General features: G+C 72.2%; 19 protein-coding genes. 15 read left to right on the top strand and 4 right to left on the bottom strand.

The window, feature by feature from the left end; genetic code table 11:
• Positions 1-88: 88 nt before the first annotated feature.
• Positions 89-403, bottom strand: a complete 315-nt coding sequence (locus tag D0D28_RS21510) for a hypothetical protein (RefSeq protein ID WP_094007139.1) — start codon at positions 401-403, stop codon at positions 89-91.
• A gap of 43 nt (positions 404-446) precedes the next feature.
• The gene (locus D0D28_RS21505; RefSeq protein ID WP_116111783.1) at positions 447-2570 is read right to left on the bottom strand and encodes an elongation factor G-like protein EF-G2; all 2124 of its coding nucleotides are present in this window, start codon (positions 2568-2570) and stop codon (positions 447-449) included.
• A gap of 209 nt (positions 2571-2779) precedes the next feature.
• Here D0D28_RS21505 and pdxS point away from each other — a divergent pair, with 209 nt between their 5' ends.
• From pdxS to D0D28_RS21440, 13 genes are all read left to right on the top strand, one after another.
• Complete coding sequence (pdxS, locus tag D0D28_RS21500; RefSeq protein ID WP_116111780.1) at positions 2780-3694, top strand: pyridoxal 5'-phosphate synthase lyase subunit PdxS; 915 nt, start codon at positions 2780-2782, stop codon at positions 3692-3694.
• A 1096-nt stretch (positions 3695-4790) separates the two neighbouring features.
• Entirely contained in the window at positions 4791-5426 is a 636-nt protein-coding gene (gene pdxT / locus D0D28_RS21495) for a pyridoxal 5'-phosphate synthase glutaminase subunit PdxT (protein WP_116111777.1), read from the top strand.
• On the top strand, positions 5423-6175 hold the full coding sequence (locus tag D0D28_RS21490; protein ID WP_116111775.1) for a YebC/PmpR family DNA-binding transcriptional regulator: 753 nt from the start codon (positions 5423-5425) through the stop codon (positions 6173-6175). The genes pdxT and D0D28_RS21490 overlap by 4 nt, the downstream gene beginning before the upstream one ends.
• 109 nt (positions 6176-6284) lie before the next feature.
• The gene (locus tag D0D28_RS21485; RefSeq protein WP_094008395.1) at positions 6285-6803 is read left to right on the top strand and encodes a DUF4262 domain-containing protein; all 519 of its coding nucleotides are present in this window, start codon (positions 6285-6287) and stop codon (positions 6801-6803) included.
• A 96-nt stretch (positions 6804-6899) separates the two neighbouring features.
• Positions 6900-7529 (top strand): crossover junction endodeoxyribonuclease RuvC, encoded by a 630-nt coding sequence (ruvC, locus tag D0D28_RS21480; protein WP_116111773.1) that lies wholly within the window; start codon positions 6900-6902, stop codon positions 7527-7529.
• Positions 7526-8119 carry a Holliday junction branch migration protein RuvA gene (gene ruvA, locus D0D28_RS21475; RefSeq protein ID WP_116111770.1) on the top strand — a complete coding sequence of 198 codons (594 nt, stop codon included), beginning with the start codon at positions 7526-7528 and terminating at the stop codon, positions 8117-8119. Before ruvC ends, ruvA begins: the two co-directional genes overlap by 4 nt.
• An 87-nt stretch (positions 8120-8206) precedes the next feature.
• Positions 8207-9190 carry a Holliday junction branch migration DNA helicase RuvB gene (gene ruvB / locus D0D28_RS21470; RefSeq protein WP_233157495.1) on the top strand — a complete coding sequence of 328 codons (984 nt, stop codon included), beginning with the start codon at positions 8207-8209 and terminating at the stop codon, positions 9188-9190.
• A gap of 99 nt (positions 9191-9289) precedes the next feature.
• Entirely contained in the window at positions 9290-9694 is a 405-nt protein-coding gene (yajC, locus tag D0D28_RS21465; protein ID WP_094008392.1) for a preprotein translocase subunit YajC, read from the top strand.
• Positions 9695-9834: 140 nt separating this feature from the next.
• Positions 9835-11409 (top strand): protein translocase subunit SecD, encoded by a 1575-nt coding sequence (gene secD, locus D0D28_RS21460; protein WP_094008391.1) that lies wholly within the window; start codon positions 9835-9837, stop codon positions 11407-11409.
• A 1-nt stretch (position 11410) separates the two neighbouring features.
• A complete protein-coding gene (gene secF, locus D0D28_RS21455) occupies positions 11411-12640 on the top strand; it encodes a protein translocase subunit SecF (protein WP_116111768.1) in 1230 nt (409 codons plus the stop codon).
• A gap of 1 nt (position 12641) precedes the next feature.
• Positions 12642-13160, top strand: coding sequence for an adenine phosphoribosyltransferase (locus D0D28_RS21450; RefSeq protein ID WP_116111765.1), 519 nt, complete (start codon positions 12642-12644; stop codon positions 13158-13160).
• A gap of 106 nt (positions 13161-13266) precedes the next feature.
• Positions 13267-15597: a RelA/SpoT family protein gene (locus tag D0D28_RS21445; protein ID WP_094008411.1), complete on the top strand. Its 2331-nt coding sequence runs from the start codon at positions 13267-13269 to the stop codon at positions 15595-15597.
• 22 nt (positions 15598-15619) lie between these two features.
• Positions 15620-16393 carry an enoyl-CoA hydratase-related protein gene (locus tag D0D28_RS21440; RefSeq protein ID WP_116111762.1) on the top strand — a complete coding sequence of 258 codons (774 nt, stop codon included), beginning with the start codon at positions 15620-15622 and terminating at the stop codon, positions 16391-16393.
• Positions 16394-16448: 55 nt separating this feature from the next.
• Here the strand turns inward: D0D28_RS21440 and D0D28_RS21435 are convergent, their stop codons facing one another.
• Entirely contained in the window at positions 16449-17297 is an 849-nt protein-coding gene (locus tag D0D28_RS21435) for a peptidylprolyl isomerase (protein WP_094008387.1), read from the bottom strand.
• A gap of 145 nt (positions 17298-17442) precedes the next feature.
• Here D0D28_RS21435 and D0D28_RS21430 point away from each other — a divergent pair, with 145 nt between their 5' ends.
• Positions 17443-18048 (top strand): MBL fold metallo-hydrolase, encoded by a 606-nt coding sequence (locus tag D0D28_RS21430; RefSeq protein ID WP_116111760.1) that lies wholly within the window; start codon positions 17443-17445, stop codon positions 18046-18048.
• A gap of 11 nt (positions 18049-18059) precedes the next feature.
• Positions 18060-18713: a hypothetical protein gene (locus D0D28_RS21425; protein WP_094008410.1), complete on the top strand. Its 654-nt coding sequence runs from the start codon at positions 18060-18062 to the stop codon at positions 18711-18713.
• Here the strand turns inward: D0D28_RS21425 and D0D28_RS21420 are convergent.
• Positions 18670-18942 carry a hypothetical protein gene (locus D0D28_RS21420; protein WP_094008385.1) on the bottom strand — a complete coding sequence of 91 codons (273 nt, stop codon included), beginning with the start codon at positions 18940-18942 and terminating at the stop codon, positions 18670-18672. The two genes, D0D28_RS21425 and D0D28_RS21420, sit on opposite strands and share 44 nt — an antisense overlap.
• Positions 18943-18997: the final 55 nt, after the last annotated feature.

The following is an 18997-nucleotide window of genomic DNA, read 5'->3' as shown; positions in this document are numbered from 1 at the left end:
TTCGTGGCCGCGAGTTCCCCGTTCGCGGGCGCGAACTGCCCGCTCCGCGGCGCGGGTTCCGCACGCGGCCGCGAGCGCGGAACTCGGCTCAGCGCAGTGCCGCCCGCGCCGCGGCTCCGGCGCTGCCCACGTCCAGATCCACCGTCACGAACTCGCCGTCCGCCCGGCCCCGCTCCGTCACCGCGAGCCCGATCAGCGCCAGCTCGGCCGCGAGGTCGCGCAGCGCCCACTGCTCCGGCGTCTCCGCCCCCACTGGCTCGGTCTCGTCGCGCTGCCACGCGGCCACGGCGGCCTCCGCGAGCGCGCGCGGCAGCCGGACGGTGATCCGGTGCTCCCCGATCGCCGTGCCGATCGCCGCCAGCACCTCCGCATCCTCGCGGTAGCGCGAGTACTGTCCGGTCATCCCGTGAGAATAGGCAACACACCGCCGCCCGCGCTGGTGAATTTCAGGCGTACGCGGCGGCCAGGTTCTCCGGCAGCGGGTCGTACCGCGTGTGCCGCCGGGTGAACGTCGCCGTGCCGGAGCTCAGCGAACGCAACTCCGTGGTGTACCGCAGCAACTCGGTCGCCGGCACCTCGGCGCGGATGACGCTCCGCCCACCACCGACCGACTCGGTGCCCAGCACCCGGCCCCGCCGCGAGGACAGGTCGCCCAGCACCGCGCCCAGGTACTCGTCGGGCACCCGCACGTCGACCTCGTCCAGCGGTTCGAGCAGCACGACCCGCCCGTTCGCGGCGGCCTCCTTCAGCGCCAGCGCGCCCGCGGTCTGGAACGCCGCGTCCGAGGAGTCCACGCTGTGCGCCTTGCCGTCGACGAGCGTCACGCGCACGTCGACCACCGGGTAGCCGGCCACCAGCCCGCGCTGCAGCTGCGCCCGCACCCCCTTCTCCACGCTCGGGATGAACTGGTGCGGGATCGCCCCGCCGACGATCCGGTCCACGAACTCGAACCCGGCGCCACGCGGCAGCGGCTCGACCTCGATGTCGCACACCGCGTACTGGCCGTGCCCGCCGGACTGCTTCACGTGCCGCCCGTGCCCCTTCGCCGGGCCGGCGAACGTCTCGCGCAGGCTCGTCTTGACCGGCTCGGTGTCCACTTCGGCCCCACCGGCCCGCAGCCGCGACAACACGACGTCCGCGTGCGCCTCGCCCATGCACCACAGGACCAGCTGCGACGTCTCGGCGTTGCGCTCCAGCCGCAGCGTCGGGTCGCCGGCCACGAGCCGGGACAGGTTGCGCGCCAGGGCGTCCTCGTCGCTGCGGTTGCGGGCGACCACGGCCACCGGCAGCAGCGGCTCGGGCATCGGCCACGGGCGCATCAGCAGCGGGTGGTCGGGGGAGGAGACGGTGTCCCCGGTCTCGGCCGAGCCGACCTTGGTCAGCGCGCACAGGTCGCCGGCCACGCAGTAGGGCACCTCGCGCAGGTTCGCACCCAGCGGCGAGTACAGGTGCGCCACGCGCTCGTCGGTGTCGTGGTCCTCGTGGCCGCGCTCGGCCAGGCCGTGCCCGGACACGTGCACCGGCCGCTCGGGCCGCAGCGTCCCGGAGAACACCCGGACGAGCGACACGCGCCCGACGTAGGAGTCCACCGCGGTGCGCACCACCTCGGCGGCCAGCGGCCCGTCGGGATCGGTGTTCAGCTCCGGGTGCGGCGCGCCGTCGGGCGTGGTGACCGGCGGCAGCTTGTGCTCCAGCGGTGACGGGAACGCGCGCACGATGCCGTCGAGCACCTGGGCCAGGCCCACGCCGGTGGTCGCGCACACCGGGATGACCGGGTGGAACGACCCGCGGGCGACGGCCGTCTCCAGGTCCGCGATCAGGGTGTCCTCGCTGATCTCCTCGCCGGCGAGGTAGCGGTCCATGAGGGTCTCGTCCTCGCTCTCGGCGATGATGCCCTCGATCAGCTCGTTGCGTGCCTCGGTCAGCCGCTCCAGGTCCTCGGGCGAGGGATCGGTCAGCCGCGGCGGGAAGCCCTGCGAGTAGTCGTAGCGGCGACGGGTGATCAGCCCGACCAGGCCCGGCTCCGGCCCGCTCGCCGGCAGGTACAGCGGCAGCACGCCGGCGCCGAACGCGTCCTGGCACGCGGCGATCTCGCCCTCGGGGTCGGCGCGGTGGTGGTCCAGGCGCGAGACGATCACGGCGCGGGGCATGCCCACGGCGGCGCACTCCTCCCAGATGGCCACCGTCGCCGGGTCGACGCCCTCGGCCGAGCACACCACGAACAGGGCGGCGTCGGCGGCGCGCAGCCCGGCGCGCAGCTCGCCCACGAAGTCGGCGTACCCCGGGGTGTCGATCAGGTTGATCTTGTGGCCGGCGTGCATCACCGGCGCCACCGACAGCCCGACCGAACGCTGCTGACGCACGGCCGCCGGGTCGTGGTCGCAGACCGTGGTCCCCTCCACAACGGAACCGGCCCTGGTCACGGTGCCGGACACCGCGAGCAGGGCCTCGGTGAGGGTGGTCTTGCCGGATCCCGAGGGACCCACCAGGACCACGTTGCGGACCTTGACCGGGTCGTCCACAGCGACCGCGGCTCCGGTGTCGGCGGTGCGGGTTTGCTTGTCGGCCATGGCGGGCTCCCCGGGGGCGACGCTGTCTACAGGTGTGTCCTCGATCACACACCCGGGGAGCATGGTCCGGCAAGCCCGCGGGGTCAGGTTGCGCCTGCGGGGCGAAAAGTGGACTGCTGAGATCGCGGCGAACTGGCCTGGGGGAGCGGTCCACCAGAACCTAAACTGGACGTCGAACCCCTTCGTGTTTTCGTGAAAGGCGTCCTGTCGTGTCCGAAGTTCAGTCCAGCAGTTCCGCCGCGCCCGGGCGGGGCACCGCGCGTGTCAAGCGTGGGATGGCCGAGATGCTCAAGGGCGGCGTGATCATGGACGTCGTCACCCCCGAGCAGGCGAAGATCGCCGAGGATGCCGGCGCGGTGGCCGTGATGGCGCTGGAGCGGGTGCCCGCCGACATCCGCGCGCAGGGCGGGGTCGCGCGGATGAGCGACCCGGACCTCATCGAGGGCATCATCGGCACGGTGTCCATCCCGGTGATGGCCAAGGCGCGCATCGGCCACTTCGTCGAGGCGCAGGTGCTGCAGTCGCTCGGGGTGGACTACATCGACGAGTCCGAGGTGCTCACCCCGGCCGACTACGCGAACCACATCGACAAGTGGGCGTTCACCGTGCCGTTCGTGTGCGGGGCGACGAACCTGGGCGAGGCGCTGCGCCGCATCAACGAGGGCGCCGCGATGATCCGCTCCAAGGGCGAGGCCGGCACCGGCGACGTGTCGAACGCGACCACCCACATGCGCAAGATCCGCGCCGAGATCCGGCGGCTGACGTCGCTGCCCGAGGACGAGCTGTACGTGGCCGCCAAGGAGATGCAGGCGCCGTACGAACTGGTGCGCGAGGTCGCGGAGAAGGGCAAGCTGCCGGTCGTGCTGTTCACCGCCGGCGGAATCGCGACCCCGGCCGACGCGGCGATGATGATGCAGCTCGGCGCCGAGGGCGTGTTCGTCGGATCGGGGATCTTCAAGTCGGGCGACCCGGCGAAGCGCGCCGAGGCGATCGTGAAGGCCACCACGTTCCACGACGACCCGGACGTGATCGCGAAGGTGTCGCGTGGCCTCGGGGAGGCGATGGTGGGCATCAACGTGGACGAGGTGCCGGAACCGCACCGCCTCGCCGGCCGCGGTTGGTAGGCGCGCTCGGCGAGGCGGGGGTGCTCGCTCGGCGGGTGCCTCCGCTTGGTGGGTGCCTCCGCTTGGTGGGTGCCTCCGCTTGGTGGGTGCCTCCGCTTGGCGGATGCTCCGCTTGGTGGGTGCGTTCGCTTGGTGGGCGCCTTCGCTTGGTGGGGTGCTCGCTTGGCAGGCGCCTTCGCTTGGTGGGTCCGTTCGTTTGGCGGGTGGGTTCGCCTGGCGGGTGCGTCAGGCGGGGGTGCACTCACGAGTGGACCCCTCGTGGCCTCATGACTGGCCCTCTCGCTCGGCGGCGAGCCGGTGGACACCTCGTGCGGCGACGACCGTGCCAGTCGTGCGCGCACGACTGGCCTCTTCGCCCGGGCGCGAGTGGTGCTTCTCGTGTGAGCACGAGAGTGCCACTTGGGCGGGTGTGAGAGTGCCACTCGTGCGGCTGTGAGTGGGCAGCTCTTGGTGCGCGAGAGTGCCTGTCGTGTGGGTGCGAGTGGCGCCTGCGCGAGTGGGCGTGTCGTGGCGAGCGAGAAGGTCTGTCGTGGGCTCGTGACTGGTCCTTTCGCTCGGCGGCGAGCCACTGGGCATCTCGTGCGGCGGCGACTGTGCCAGTCGTGCAGGCACGAGTGTGCTTTTCGCCCGGGCGCGAGTGGTGCTTCTCGTGCGGGCGCGCGCGAGTGCGGGTCGTCTGGGTGTGGGAGTGCAGCTCGTGTGGGGGTGGCTGGGCCGCTCGTGTGGGCGTGACTGGGCGGCTCGTGCGGGTGCGGGAGTCCCGCAGGTGTCGGCGCGAGTGAGCCGCTCGTGTGGGTGTGAGAGTGCCACTCGTGCGCGCGTGAGGGGGCCGTTCGTGCGGGTGCGAGGGTGCCACTCGTGTGGGCGCGAGAGTGCCGTTCGTGCGGGCGCGGCTGGCGATCGTGCGGCTGGCGATCGTGCGGCTGGGCATCTCGTGGCGGGGTGAGTGGGCCTCTCGTCAAACCCGCGACTGGACCCGCCGCGAGGTAGCACGCCGGGGCGGCCGCCCGCGGAACGAAACCCACCGAGGGGCCCTCGCCCACCCGGCGAGGCCCGCGGCGGAATACAGTAATCACGAAGCGTTTCAGGAGGTCAGGTGTCCGCGGTACCGCAGATCGGCGTGCTCGCGCTCCAGGGGGACGTCCGGGAGCACGCCGCCATGGTCGAGCGCGCCGGCGGGCGCGCCGTCACCGTCCGGCGGGCGTCCGAGCTCGCGGCCGTCGACGGGCTCGTCCTGCCCGGCGGGGAGTCCACCACCATGTCGCGCCTGCTCGAGACCTTCGAGCTGCTCGGCCCGCTCCGGGAGCGGCTCGCCGCCGGAATGCCCGCCTTCGGCTCGTGCGCGGGCATGATCCTGCTCGCGAAGCAGGCCCTGGACGGCCGCCCCGACCAGCACCAGCTCGGCGCGCTCGACGTCATCGTCCGGCGCAACGCCTTCGGCCGCCAGGTCGACTCCTTCGAGGAGGACCTGGCCTTCGACGCCCTCCCGGGCGGCCCCCTGCACGCGGTCTTCATCCGCGCCCCCTGGGTGGAAAAAGCCGGCGACGGGGTCGAGGTCCTGGCCACGGTGCCCGCGACCGAAACGACCGGCGCTAGGATCGTCGCGGTCCGGCAGGGGCCGGTGCTCGCCACGGCCTTCCACCCGGAGCTGACCGGGGACGATCGGGTCCATCGCCTGTTCGTGCAGATGGTGCGGGACGCGGCGACGACGAGCGAGACGGAGGAGAGATGAGCGGCCACTCCAAGTGGGCCACCACGAAGCACAAGAAGGCCGCCCTCGACGCCAAGCGTGGCAAGCTGTTCGCGAGACTCATCAAGAACATCGAGGTCGCCGCGCGGACCGGCGGGGGCGACCCCGAGGGCAACCCCACCCTCTACGACGCCATCCAGAAGGCGAAGAAGAACTCGGTCCCGCAGGACAACATCGAGCGCGCCCGCAAGCGCGGCGCCGGTGAGGAAGCGGGCGGCGCGGACTGGCAGACGATCAACTACGAGGGCTACGGCCCCAACGGCGTCGCCGTGCTGATCGAGTGCCTGACCGACAACCGCAACCGCGCGGCCGGCGAGGCCCGCACCGCGCTGACCCGCAACGGCGGCTCGCTGGCCGACCCGGGCTCGGTGTCGTACCTGTTCAACCGCAAGGGCGTGGTGATCATGCCCAAGAACGACCTGTCCGAGGACGACGTCCTGATGGCCGTCCTCGACGCGGGCGCCGAGGAGGTCAACGACCTCGGCGACAACTTCGAGATCGTCTCCGAGGCCACCGACCTGGTCAACGTCCGCAAGGCGCTGCAGGACGCCGGCTACGACTACGAGTCGGCCGACCCGACGTTCCTGCCGTCGGTGAGCGTCCCGCTCGACGCCGAGGGCGCCAAGAAGGTCTTCCGGCTGATCGACGCGCTCGAGGACTGCGACGACGTCCAGAACGTCTACGCCAACTTCGATGTCTCCGACGAGGTGCTCGAAGAAGTCGGCGCATAACACCCGCGCGTCCCAAGGCCCTCCGGCGCAGCCGCACCGGAGGGCCTTGTCGTGCAAGAAGAATTTTCCACCACCGGGGGCTGTGCCGCCGCCACCCGCGTACGGCAGAATGCCGCCCGTGACCGAGACCCTCGCGCCCGAAGAATCCGAGCTCCTCGAGTGGATCGTCAACCAGGCCGAAACCCGCGGCAACGCGGTGATCTCCGTGGCGGGCGACGATTCCGGGGCCGGGTACGCGTTCACGGCGTGCGTGTGGGCGCTGCACGAGGTCCCCGAGGCCGTCGTCGTCGGGCTGCCCGAGCAGATGGCGCCGGTCCTGCTCGACGCCTACGTCGACCGCGCCGCCAACGGCGAGGAGTTCGTGCCGGGCAAGGTCTACGACGACTTCTTCGAGGGCGTGCCGGTCACCTTCGAGCGCGTCGCCAAGGGCCACTACCTCGAGTACTTCGGCAGCGCGTTCCTGGTCTACCCGGACGGCGACTTCCCGGCGGTGCAGATCATCGTCGCCACCCCGGACGGGCACTGGCCGTGGAGCGCGGGCGCGCCCGAGGGCTTCGCCGGCTGGCAGCCGGTGCTCACCGAGAGCGGCGCGCCGGAGAGCTGGACCCCGGGCGTCGACGGTCCTTAATGGACGATCATCCGCCCCGGCGCGTCCTGCCGGGGCGGCGCCGCCCGGCGCGGTAGCCTCACCTCGAACGCGTGTTCGGCGGCAGGAGGGTGATCGGTGCGAGTGCTCGGCGTGGACCCCGGGCTGACCCGGTGCGGGCTCGGCGTGGTGGACGGGGGCACCGGCCGCACCGTCAGCTGCGTGGCCGTGGACGTCGTCCGCACCCCGGTCGACGACACCCTGGAACGGCGCCTGCTCGCGGTCTCCGACGCCGTCGAGCGCTGGCTGGACACCTACCGCCCGGAGGCCGTCGCCATCGAGCGCGTCTTCAGCCAGCACAACGTGCGCACCGCGATGGGCACCGCGCAGGCCGGGGGAGTCGTGGCGCTGGCCGCCGCCCGCCGCGGGCTGCCGGTCGTGTTCCACACCCCCAGCGAGGTCAAGGCCGCCGTCACCGGCAGCGGCCGCGCGGACAAGGCGCAGGTCACCGGCATGGTGACCCGGCTGCTCGGGCTCGCGAGCGCGCCCCGCCCGGCCGACGCCGCGGACGCCCTCGCGCTGGCCATCTGCCACCTGTGGCGCCAGCCGATGCGCGACCGCCTCGCCGAGGCCGAGGCCCGCGCGGCCGAATTCGCCCGCGCGCACCAGGCCCGGCTCGCCGCGGCGGCGAAGGCGGCCAATACCGTGTCGGCGGCGGTTCCGCGCCGGACGAAGGCGCGGACACCAGGGAAGGGAGTGCGGGGATGATCTCCTCGGTCCGGGGCGAGGTGCTCTCGGTCGGGCTCGACCACGTCGTGGTGGAGGTCGGCGGGGTCGGCCTCGCGGTGCAGGCCACGCCGTCGACGCTGGCCACGCTGCGGCGCGGCGAAGAGGTCCGCCTCTACACCTCGCTGGTGGTGCGCGAGGACTCGCTGACCCTGTTCGGCTTCGCCGACGCCGAGGCCCGCGAGCTGTTCGGCCTGCTGCAGACCGTCTCCGGCATCGGCCCGCGGCTGGCGCTGGCCGCGCTGGCCGTGCTCGACCCGGACAAGCTGCGCACCGCGCTGGCCGAAGGCAACATCACCGTCCTCACCCAGGTCCCGGGCATCGGCCGCAAGGGCGCCGAGCGGCTCACCCTCGAACTGCGGGACAAGGTCGCCGCGGCCGGCGGGAGCGCCGAGACCACCGCGGCCCCGGCCGCCGGCGCCGTGCGCGCCGAGGTCGTCGAGGCCCTCACCGGGCTCGGGTTCCCCGCCAGGCAGGCCGAGCAGGCCGTGGAGAAGGTGCTGGCCGCGGGCGGGGCCGACACCACCCCGGCCGTGCTCCGCGCCGCCCTGAGCACCCTCGGGCGCAAGTGAGGCTGCTGACGCGTGCACGATGACGAGGTGACCGAGCACCCGGCGGACGAGACCCTCTCCGCGCTGCCCCAGCTGGGCGAGCGCGAGATGGAGACGACGCTGCGCCCGAGCCGGCTGAGCGAGTTCATCGGCCAGCCCCGGGTGCGCGAGCAGCTGGAACTGGTGCTGGAGAGCGCCCGGCGGCGCGGCGTCCCGCCGGACCACGTGCTGCTGTCCGGCCCGCCCGGCCTGGGCAAGACGAGCCTGGCGATGATCGTCGCGGCCGAGCTGGACGCCGCCATCCGCATCACCTCCGGCCCGGCCCTGGAACGCGCCGGCGACCTCGCCGCGATGCTGTCCAACCTCGCCGAGGGCGACGTGCTGTTCATCGACGAGATCCACCGCATCGCCCGCCCCGCCGAGGAGATGCTCTACCTGGCGATGGAGGACTTCCGGGTCGACGTGGTGGTCGGCAAGGGCCCGGGCGCCACCAGCATCCCGCTGGAGATCGCCCCGTTCACCCTGGTCGGCGCCACCACCCGCTCCGGTGCGCTGACCGGCCCGCTGCGCGACCGGTTCGGCTTCACCGGGCAGATGGAGTTCTACGCCGACCACGAGCTCGACCAGGTGATCCGGCGCTCGGCGAAGATCCTGGACATCGAGATCGACGCCGAGGGCAGCGCGGAGATCGCCCGCCGCTCCCGCGGCACGCCCCGCATCGCCAACCGGCTGCTGCGCCGCGTCCGCGACTACGCCGAGGTGCGCGAGGACGGCCGGGTCACCCTGGCCGTCGCCCGCGCCGCGCTGGCCGTCTACGACGTCGACGAGCTGGGCCTGGACCGGCTCGACCGCGCCGTGCTCGAGGCGCTGGTGCACTCCTTCGGCGGCGGGCCGGTCGGGGTCTCCACGCTGGCCGTCGCGGTGGGTGAGGAACCGGCGACGGTCGAGGAAGTCTGCGAGCCCTACCTGGTGCGCGCGGGTATGCTCGCGCGCACCCCGCGTGGCCGGGTCGCGACGGCGAGTGCCTGGGAACACCTGGGTCTGCGCCCACCGCCGCGCCCGGACCAGGCAGGGCCTACCCTGTTCGACTAACCGGGTGCAGGCCTGGTCAGTGGCGCCTGGCACACTCGAAAGAGCACATCCGGACAAATAGGTGCGACGGCCGGGGGCCGTGACACCGAATGGAGAATCATGGAACAGCTTTTCCTGCCGTTGCTGCTCATGCTCGTCGTGGCGATCCCGCTGGTGATGGGCACCCGGAAGCAGAAGCGTGCCGTGCAGGAGCAGCAGAAGCTGCAGAGCAGCCTGTCCGAGGGCGACCGGGTGATGACGACCTCCGGCCTCTACGGCACGGTGGCCGACACCAGCAACGACACCACGATCGACATCGAGATCGCGCCCGGTGTCGTGACGACGTGGCTGCGCCAGGCGGTGCGCGAGAAGGTCGCGCCCGAGGTGGCCGACGAGATCGAGACCGACGAGGCCGACGTCGTCGAGACCGCCGAGGTCGCCGACACCTCGGACACCACGGTGGCGCCCAAGGTCCAGGCCGACGAGAAGACCGCTGCTCCCTCGCTGGAGAGCGAGAAGAAGTAGCCCGGCGAGGGCAGCACCCCGGCGTCCGACGGTGGCGCCGGGGTCAACGCCGCGTTCACAACGCGGCGAGTAGTGTCTGCGTACCGCCGCGTAGGCGGCACGAGTTCCCGCGTAGCTGACCGTCGAGGAGAACGACCACCGTGGCACCACCGGCCGGGCGGATCCGCCCGGGACGCTATCTCGGCTTCTTCGTCCTGATCGTGGTCGTGCTCTACGCCCTGGTGTTCTTCACCGGCGGCGGTAAGCCCACGCCGAAGCTGGGCATCGACCTGCAGGGCGGCACACGGGTGACGCTGAGCGCCCGCACCCCGGACGGCTCGGCGCCCTCGCGCGAGTCCCTCAACCAGGCCCGCCAGATCATCGAGACCCGCGTGAACGGGATCGGCGTCAGCGGCACCGAGGTGATCCTCGACGGCAGCAACATCGTCATCACCGTGCCCGGCGAGCAGGGTGACCAGGCCAAGAAGCTCGGCCAGACCGCCCAGCTCGGCTTCCGCAAGGTGCTCGACGCGCAGACCGTGACCACCCCGCCGGTCGTGCCGCCCCCGGGCCAGGGCGACGATCCGGCCGCGATCCAGCAGGCCAAGGCCGCCCGCCAGGCCGCTGACCTGGTGACCGGCAGCGGCGACACGCTCGCCGCCGGCCCCGCGGCCGCGCAGGCGCTGGCCGCGTTCACCTGCTCCACGCAGGACCCGCTGCGCGGCAACGACGACCCGAACCTGCCGCTGCTCGCCTGCGACCAGACCGGCACCGAGAAGTACCTGCTCGGCCCGGTGTTCCTGAAGGGCACCGAGATCGACAACGCGATGTCCTCGGCGCCGGCGCAGAACAAGCCCGGCTGGACGGTCGACCTGTCGTTCAAGTCCGAGGGCCGCCAGACCTGGGCCGACTTCACCACCAAGAACATCGGCCAGCGCGCCGCGTTCGTGCTCGACACGCAGGTCGTGTCGGCGCCGACGATCCAGAGCGCGATCCTGGACGGCAACACCCAGATCAGCGGCAACTTCACCCAGGCCCAGACCAAGGACCTCGCGGACATCCTGAAGTACGGCTCGCTGCCGCTGTCGTTCACTTCCTCCGACGCCACCACCGTGTCGGCCACACTCGGCCTGGCCTCGCTCAAGGCGGGCCTGATCGCCGGCGGCATCGGCCTGGCGCTGGTGTTCGTCTACTGCCTGGTCTACTACCGGCTGCTCGGGGTGCTCACGGTCGTCTCGCTGGCGCTGTCCGGCCTGATCGTCTACGCGGTCCTGGTCCTGCTCGGGCGCTGGATCAACTTCACCCTCGACCTCGCCGGGGTCGCCGGGTTCATCATCGCCATCGGTGTCACCGCGGACTCGTTCGTGGTGTTCTTCGAACGGCTCAAGGACGAGATCCGCGAGGGCGGGCGCAGCTTCCGCTCGGCGGTGCCCCGCGGCTGGGTGCGCGCCCGGCGCACGATCCTCGCCTCGGACGCGGTCATGTTCCTCGCGTCCGCGGTGCTCTACGCCATCGCGGTCGGCGACGTCCAGGGCTTCGCCTTCACCCTGGGCATGTCGACCGTGCTCGACCTGATCGTGGTGTTCCTCGTGACGCACCCGCTGGTCGTGCTGGCGTCGAAGTCGAAGTTCCTGTCCCAGCCGAAGCTCACCGGCCTCGGCGGCGTGCAGACGCTGGCCGCGCAGCGCCGGTCCGCGCGCAAGGTGCCCGCCGGCGCGGGCGCGAAGGAGTCCTGACGTGGCAGACGAGCCGAACACCCCGAGCACCGACGCCGCGCCGGCCACGAAGAAGGCCGGTAAGGAGAGCGTGTTCCACCGCCTCTACGTCGGCACCGGCGCCTTCGACATCGTCGGCAAGCGCAAGCGCTGGTACCTGTTCTTCGCCGTCCTGATGCTGGTCTGCATCGCCTCGATCGGCATCAAGGGCTTCAACCTCGGCATCGAGTTCGAGGGCGGCACCCAGATCCAGATGCCCGCGCGCGGCGCGAACGGCCCGATCACCGCCGACGCCGCCAAGCAGGCGTTCGCCGACGCGCTCGGCGAGCAGGCCGACTCGGCGCAGACGGTCGGCGTCGGCGACGCGGCCACCGTCGAGCTGCGGTCCGACACCCTGGACGCCGACCAGGTCGCCAAGGTCAAGCAGACCCTGTTCGACCAGCTCAAGCCGATCGGCAGCAACGGCCAGCCCAGCGTGCAGGCCATCAGCGACAGCGCGGTGAGCGCGTCCTGGGGCCAGGAGATCTCCCAGCAGGCGCTGATCGCGCTCGCCGTGTTCATGGTGCTGGTGACCGTGTTCCTCGCGGTCTACTTCGAACGCTGGATGGCGGTCACCGCGCTCATCGCGCTGGTGCACGACATCCTCGTCACCGCGGGCATCTACTCGCTCGTCGGGTTCGAGGTCACGCCGGCGACGGTGATCGGCCTGCTGACGATCCTCGGGTTCTCGCTCTACGACACCGTGGTGGTGTTCGACAAGGTCAAGGAGAACACCCGCGGCATCCTCGGCCTGACCCGCCGCACCTACGCCGAGACCGCGAACCTGGCGCTGAACCAGACGCTGATGCGCTCGATCAACACCTCGGTCATCGCGCTGCTGCCGGTGCTGGGCCTGCTGGTCGTCGGCTACGTCCTGCTCGGCTCCGGCACGCTGCAGGACCTCGCGCTGGTGCAGCTGAGCGGCATGCTCGCCGGTGTGCTGTCGTCGCTGTTCCTGGCGACCCCGCTGCTGGTCGACTTCAAGATGCGCGACCCGAAGTACAAGCAGCAGGCCGACCGGGTCCGCGCGCGCCGGGCGAGCCAGGCGCGCAAGGCCGCCGAGCGCGACGAGGACTTCGACGCCAGCGACGACGAGGCGCTGGGCGCCGAGCTGCGCAAGGAGAAGGCGTACGCGGCCGCGGCGAGCGTCCCGGCGCGCACCCCGAAGGCGCAGCCGCGGCGCGGGCGGCCCTCGGGCAAGCGGAAGCGCTGACGTGGACCTGGAGCGTGCGCTCGGCCTGATCGCCGAGGTCCCGGACTTCCCGGAGCCGGGCGTGCTGTTCCGGGACCTGTCGCCGCTGTTCGCCGACGCGGACGGGTTCGCGGCGGTGATCGACGCGCTGGCGGCCACGGTCGACCCGGGCACCGACGTGCTGGCCGCGGTCGAGGCACGCGGGTTCCTGCTCGCCGCGGCCGTCGGCTACGCCCGCGCGATGGGCGTCGTGCTGGTGCGCAAGCCCGGCAAGCTGCCCAGCGTCGCGGGGCGGGTGGACTACGCCCTGGAGTACGGCACGGCGTCGCTGGAGCTGCCCTCCGGCGTGGTGCGGCCGGGGCAGCGGGCCGTGGTGGTCGATGACGTGCTCGCCACCGGCGGCACCGTCGCCGCGGCCTGTGAGCTGCTGGAGAAGGCGGGCGCGACGGTCACCGGCGTGTCCGTGGTGATGGAGCTGGCCGCCCTCGACGGGCGGTCGGCGCTGGCCGGCCGGAAGGTCAGCTCGCTCCTGGTCACCTGACCGTTCGGCGCGCGAGCGCGGCGGTCGGCGCGGCTGGGAACAACGAGGTGGCCCGCCGGGGTTACGCTTGGTGGTCTACAGGCCGCGCGATCAGCAGGAGGTGGGCTTGAGCCAGGAGCTCGAAAGCCCGGCGCCCGCCCGGGAGACCCCCGACAACCGCGGCACGCAGCCGCAGGGCGTCACCAGGGCACCGTCCGCCACCCGGCGTGTCCGCGCCCGGCTCGCGCGGCGGATCACCGCCCAGCGGGCCGCCCCGGTCAAGCAGGTCCTGGAACCGCTCGCCGCGATCCACCGCGACCTGCACCCGAACGCGGACCTGAGCCTCCTGCAGCGCGCCTACGACGTCGCGGAGGAGCTGCACCGTCACCAGCGGCGCAAGTCCGGCGACCCGTACATCACGCACCCGCTCGCGGTGGCGACCATCCTGGCCGAGCTGGGCATGGACACCACCACGCTGGTCGCGGCGCTGCTGCACGACACGGTCGAGGACACCGGCTACTCGGTGGAGCAGCTGACCGCCGACTTCGGCGAGAAGGTCGCGCAGCTCGTCGACGGCGTCACCAAGCTGGACAAGGTCAAGCTGGGCACCGCGGCCGAGGCCGAGACCATCCGCAAGATGGTCATCGCGATGGCCCGCGACCCGCGCGTGCTGGTCATCAAGCTCGCCGACCGGCTGCACAACATGCGCACCATGCGGTTCCTGCCGCCGGAGAAGCAGGTCCGCAAGGCCAAGGAGACCCTGGAGGTGCTGGCCCCGCTGGCGCACCGGCTGGGCATGGCCACGGTCAAGTGGGAGCTGGAGGACCTCGCGTTCGCGATCCTGCAGCCCAAGAAGTACGACGAGATCGTCCGGCTGGTCGCCGACCGCGCGCCCTCGCGGGACATCTACCTGCGCAAGGTGATCGACGAGCTGACCGGCGCCCTGGGCGGCTCCCGCATCACCGCGAAGGTCGAGGGCAGGCCCAAGCACTACTACTCCATCCACCAGAAGATGATCGTCCGCGGCCGCGACCTGGACGACATCCACGACCTGGTGGGCGTGCGGATCCTGGTCGAGGACGTGCGCGACTGCTACGCGGCGATGGGCGTCGTGCACGCGCTGTGGCAGCCGATGCCCGGCCGGTTCAAGGACTACATCGCCCAGCCGCGGTTCGGCGTGTACCAGTCGCTGCACACCACGGTGATCGGGCCGGACGGCAAGCCGCTCGAGGTGCAGATCCGCACCTACGAGATGCACCACACGGCCGAGTACGGCATCGCGGCGCACTGGCGGTACAAGGAGACCAAGGGCACCCATCACGGCACCGCCGTCGACATCGACGAGATGGCGTGGATGCGGCAGCTGCTGGACTGGCAGCGGGAGGCCGCCGACCCCGGCGAGTTCCTCGACTCGCTGCGCTACGAGCTGGCCGCCCGCGAGATCTTCGTGTTCACGCCCAAGGGCGACGTCGTCACCCTGCCCGTCGGCGGCACGCCGGTGGACTTCGCCTACGCCGTGCACACCGAGGTCGGGCACCGCTGCATCGGCGCCCGCGTCAACGGCCGGCTGGTGGCGCTGGAACGCAAGCTGGAAAACGGCGACGTCGTCGAGATCTTCACCTCCAAGGCGGAGAACTCCGGGCCCAGCCGCGACTGGCTGACCTTCGCCAAATCACCCAAGGCGCGCGCCAAGATCCGCCAGTGGTTCGCCAAGGAACGCCGCGACGAGGCCATCGACGCCGGCAAGGACGCGATCACCAAGGAGGTCCGCAAGGTCGGCCTCCCGTTGCAGCGCCTGGTGTCGGCGGAGGCGATGGGCGCGCTGGCGGCCGAGCTGCACCACCCGGACATCAGCTCGCTCTACGCCGCGGTCGGCGAGGGCCACGTCAGCGCCAAGCACGTCGTGCAGCGGCTGGTGGCGCTGATCGGTGGCGTGGAGGAGGCCGAGGACGAGCTCGCGGCCCGGTCCACGCCGTCCACGGTCACCCGCCGCCGCGCGGCCAACGACGTGGGTGTCGTCGTCAAGGACGCCACCGACGTGTGGACCAAGCTGGCGCGCTGCTGCACCCCGGTGCCCGGCGACGAGATCCTCGGGTTCGTCACCCGCGGCGGCGGCGTCAGCGTGCACCGCACGGACTGCACGAACGCCGAGGACCTGCGCGCCCAGCCGGAGCGGCTGGTCGAGGTGGAGTGGGCGCCGTCGGCGAACTCGGTGTTCCTGGTGTCCATCCAGGTCGAGGCGCTGGACCGGCACCGGCTGCTGTCCGACGTGACGAAGGTGCTGGCCGACGAGAAGGTCAACATCCTGTCCGCGTCGGTGCAGACCTCGCGGGACCGGGTGGCGGTCAGCCGGTTCACCTTCGAGATGGGCGACCCGAAGCACCTGGGCCACGTGCTGAAGGTGGTCCGCGGCGTCGAGGGCGTCTACGACGTGTACCGCGTCACGTCCGCCTCCTGACCCCGGCGGTTAGGGTGCCGGTATGGCACCAGGGCTGGAGTTCGCGCGCGACGGGGAAGTGGCCACGCTGACCTTCGCGCGGCCGGAGAAGAAGAACGCGATCACGCACGACATGTGGGCGGCGATCCCGGACGCCGTCGCCGCGGTCGAGGCCGGGGCGGCGCTCAAGGTGCTCGTGCTGACCGGCGCCGGGCCGGACTTCTCCGCGGGCGCGGACATCTCCGAATTCGGCAGCCTGCGCTCCACCGCGGACGGCGCCGCCGCCTACGACGAGGTCGTCGAGGGCGCGGTGACCGCGCTGGCCGGCATGACCAAGCCGACCGTGGCGAAGATCCGCGGCAACTGCATCGGCGGCGGCTGCCAGATCTCCGTCGCCTGCGACTTCCGCTTCGCCGAGGACGGGGCGCGCTTCGGGATCACCCCGGCGAAACTCGGCATCGTCTACGACTTCCGCTCCACGCGCCAGCTGGTGTCGCTGATCGGGCCCGCCCACGCGCGCTACTTCCTGCTGTCCGGCCGGCTGATCGACGCCGCCCGCGCCCGCGAGATCGGCCTCGTCAACGACACGTTCGCCGACCTCGACGCCGGGGTGTCGGACTTCGTCACCACCCTGTGTTCCCGTTCGCAGGCCTCGATCCGCGGCATGAACCGGATCATCGGCAAGATCCTCGACGGACAGTCCGAAAGCGACGGCGAGGTCGAGGAGATCCGCTCCGCGGCCATCCACGGCGAGGACTACGCCGAGGGCGTGGCGGCCTTCCTGGGCCGCCGCCAGCCGAAGTTCACGGCCTCCTGAACGCGGCAGCGGCCTGGGGTCCACACTGGACTCCAGGCCGCTGCCGGGACGAGGATCAGCCGATCGTCACCGCGGTGAACTTGACCTCCGTGTTCGGCTTGCCGCCGCCCGGGCTCGGGTCGAAGCTGCCGTCGTGGCCGGCGCGGGCCACCTTGTCGAGCACCTCCAGGCCGGCGTCGGAGATCGAGCCGAACACGGTGTAATCCGGGCTCAGCTCCGCCGGGCCGTACACCATGAAGAACTGGCTGCCGTTGGTGTTCGGGCCCGCGTTGGCCATCGCCAGCAGGCCGCGGCCGTAGGTCAGCTCGGGGAAGGTCTCGTCGGCGAACGAGTAGCCCGGGCCGCCGCTGCCGGTGCCGCTCGGGTCACCGCACTGCAGCATCATCAGGCTCGCGTCGGTGCCCAGCCGCGCGCACGACGTGTCGGTGTAGTACCCCTGCTGCGCCAGGCTCAGGAAGCTGTTCACGGTGCACGGCGCGAGCGCGCGGTCCAGCGTCAGCGGGATGTCCCCGGCGGTGGTCTTCAGGGTGACGTTCACCGTGCCGGTCGACGGGATGTCCTTGCCCTGCGGCGGGTTGTTCGGCTTGGCCGCGGACTCGCCCGGCGTGGCCGGGTACTCGCACTGCACCGGGTTCGGCAGCGGCGTCGGCCGCTGCGGCACCGCGGCGCGCTGCGTCGGGATGTTCAGTCCGGAGGACGGGGCCGTCGTCGGGGAGGCGGCGGCGTCACCGCCGTCACTGCCGCGGGTCGCGAAGAACACCACCAGCCCGGCGACCACGACCACCGCGCCGACGGTCGCGCCGACGCCGACGATCTTGCGGCGTTTCGCCTGCTCCGCCCGGCGGGCCATCTGCCGCTCGAGCTTGCGCTTCGCGGCCTCACGGCGCTGCTGGTTGGTCGCCACCTGCCCTCCAGAATCCACTCGACGTCACCGATCGGGTGGCGGCAGTCTATGGGCACAGCCTGTGAGGACCCTGTACAGCCCCGGTTAGGGTGGGTGCCGGACATCCCGGGCACGGGTGGACGCGCGGACGCGGAGGTGGATTTTCGTGCTCGTCGTCGGGTTCCCGGCAGGCGCGCTGCGGGCCAACTGCTACCTGCTCGCGCCCGGCCCGGGCGCCGGGCGCGTGGTCGTCGACCCGGGCGAGGACTCGGCCGGCCGCGTCGCCGAGGCGCTCGCCGAGCACCGGCTGACCCCGGCGGCGGTGCTGGCCACCCACGGCCACCCCGACCACGTCGGAGGCGCTCCGGTGCTGACTGCGGCCCACGACGTTCCGATGTGGATCCACCCGGCCGACCGCGGCCTGCACGACGGCTTGCCCGCGGACGTGCGCGACCTGACCGGCGCGCCGCTGGAACTGGCGGGCCTGGTGATCGACGTCGACCTGGTGCCCGGCCACACCGACGGCTCGGTGGTGTTCCGCGTGACCACGCCCGAGGGCGGCCGCCTCGCGCTGACCGGCGACACGCTCTTCGCGGGCTCGGTCGGCCGCGGCGACCAGCGGCGGCTGGGGGAGTCCCTGCGTGACGTGCTGCTGCCGCTGCCCGATGACACGGTGGTGCTGCCCGGGCACGGCCCGGCCACGACGATCGGCCGTGAGCGGGCCGGCAATCCGTTCCTGAGCGGGGCGCGCAGCGTCGTCCCGATGCCGTGATGGGGGAAGAAGTGACCGAGCCGAAGAAGCCGGCCGAACCGCGGCGGCTGCCGCTGCACCAGGAGGATCCGGGGCTGGCCCGGCGCCGGCTGCTCTCCGGTCTGGCCGGGGTGCTGATCATGGCCGCGGCGTTCGGCGGCATCGCGGGACTGATCGGCGGGCAGGTCCCGGGCCTGGTCACCGCGGCGGTGGTGGGGTTGCCGCTGCTGTACGTGGTGGTGTGGAACGTGCGGCGCAAGCTGTGGCTGGAGGGCACCGCGGTGCTGGTGCGCACCTTCCGCACCCGCCGCGTGGACCTGGCTCAGGCGCGGCGGATCGACCTGCTGGTCACCGACGTCCGCGGGGCGCGCACGGTCAGCCTGCTGTTCAACTCCGGGCAGCGCGGCCAGGTCGTCAAGATCGACCTCGCCGTCTACGCCGGGACCGGCGGGCGCGAGCTGCCCATCCTCACCCTGCGGCGGCTGGCCGACGCGGTGGCGAACAACATCGAGGCCAACGGGCTGGTCTTCGCCGAGCTGCTGGTCGCGCAGCTGCGGGCCGAGGCGCGCGGCGCGGGTGTGCCGGACCGGCCCCTCTACCAGCTGGCGTCCGCTGCGCCGCCGGGCAAGATCGCGCAGCGGTTCACGATGGAGGCCGTGAGCCGGTTCGTGGCGCGGCTGGGCTGACCTCGCCGTCGCGGCCGCCGAGCCGGTTCTCGATCGCGGTCAGCTGCTCGCGGATGCCCTCCAGCTGGTAGACGATCTCCGGCAGCTCCTCCGCGGCGAAGGTCGCCAGCCGTTCCAGGTGCTTGGCCGCGTCACGCAGTTCGGTGAGCGCGGTCGCGATGCGCGGCAGGCTCGTGAGCGTGCGGACGGCGGCGTTCGTCAGGCGCCGCGGCAATGCGTGAACGACCAAGACCCCTCCCCGCCGGACGGGAACCGTGTGCCCGGCCTTCGTACCCCATGGCGAG

Origin of the sequence: Amycolatopsis ruanii (genome assembly GCF_003385175.1) — a bacterium.
Lineage (GTDB): Bacteria > Actinomycetota > Actinomycetes > Mycobacteriales > Pseudonocardiaceae > Amycolatopsis_E > Amycolatopsis_E thermalba.
Note: the sequence above shows the minus strand (reverse complement) of the source record. Positions and strands in the feature narration are given on the sequence as shown.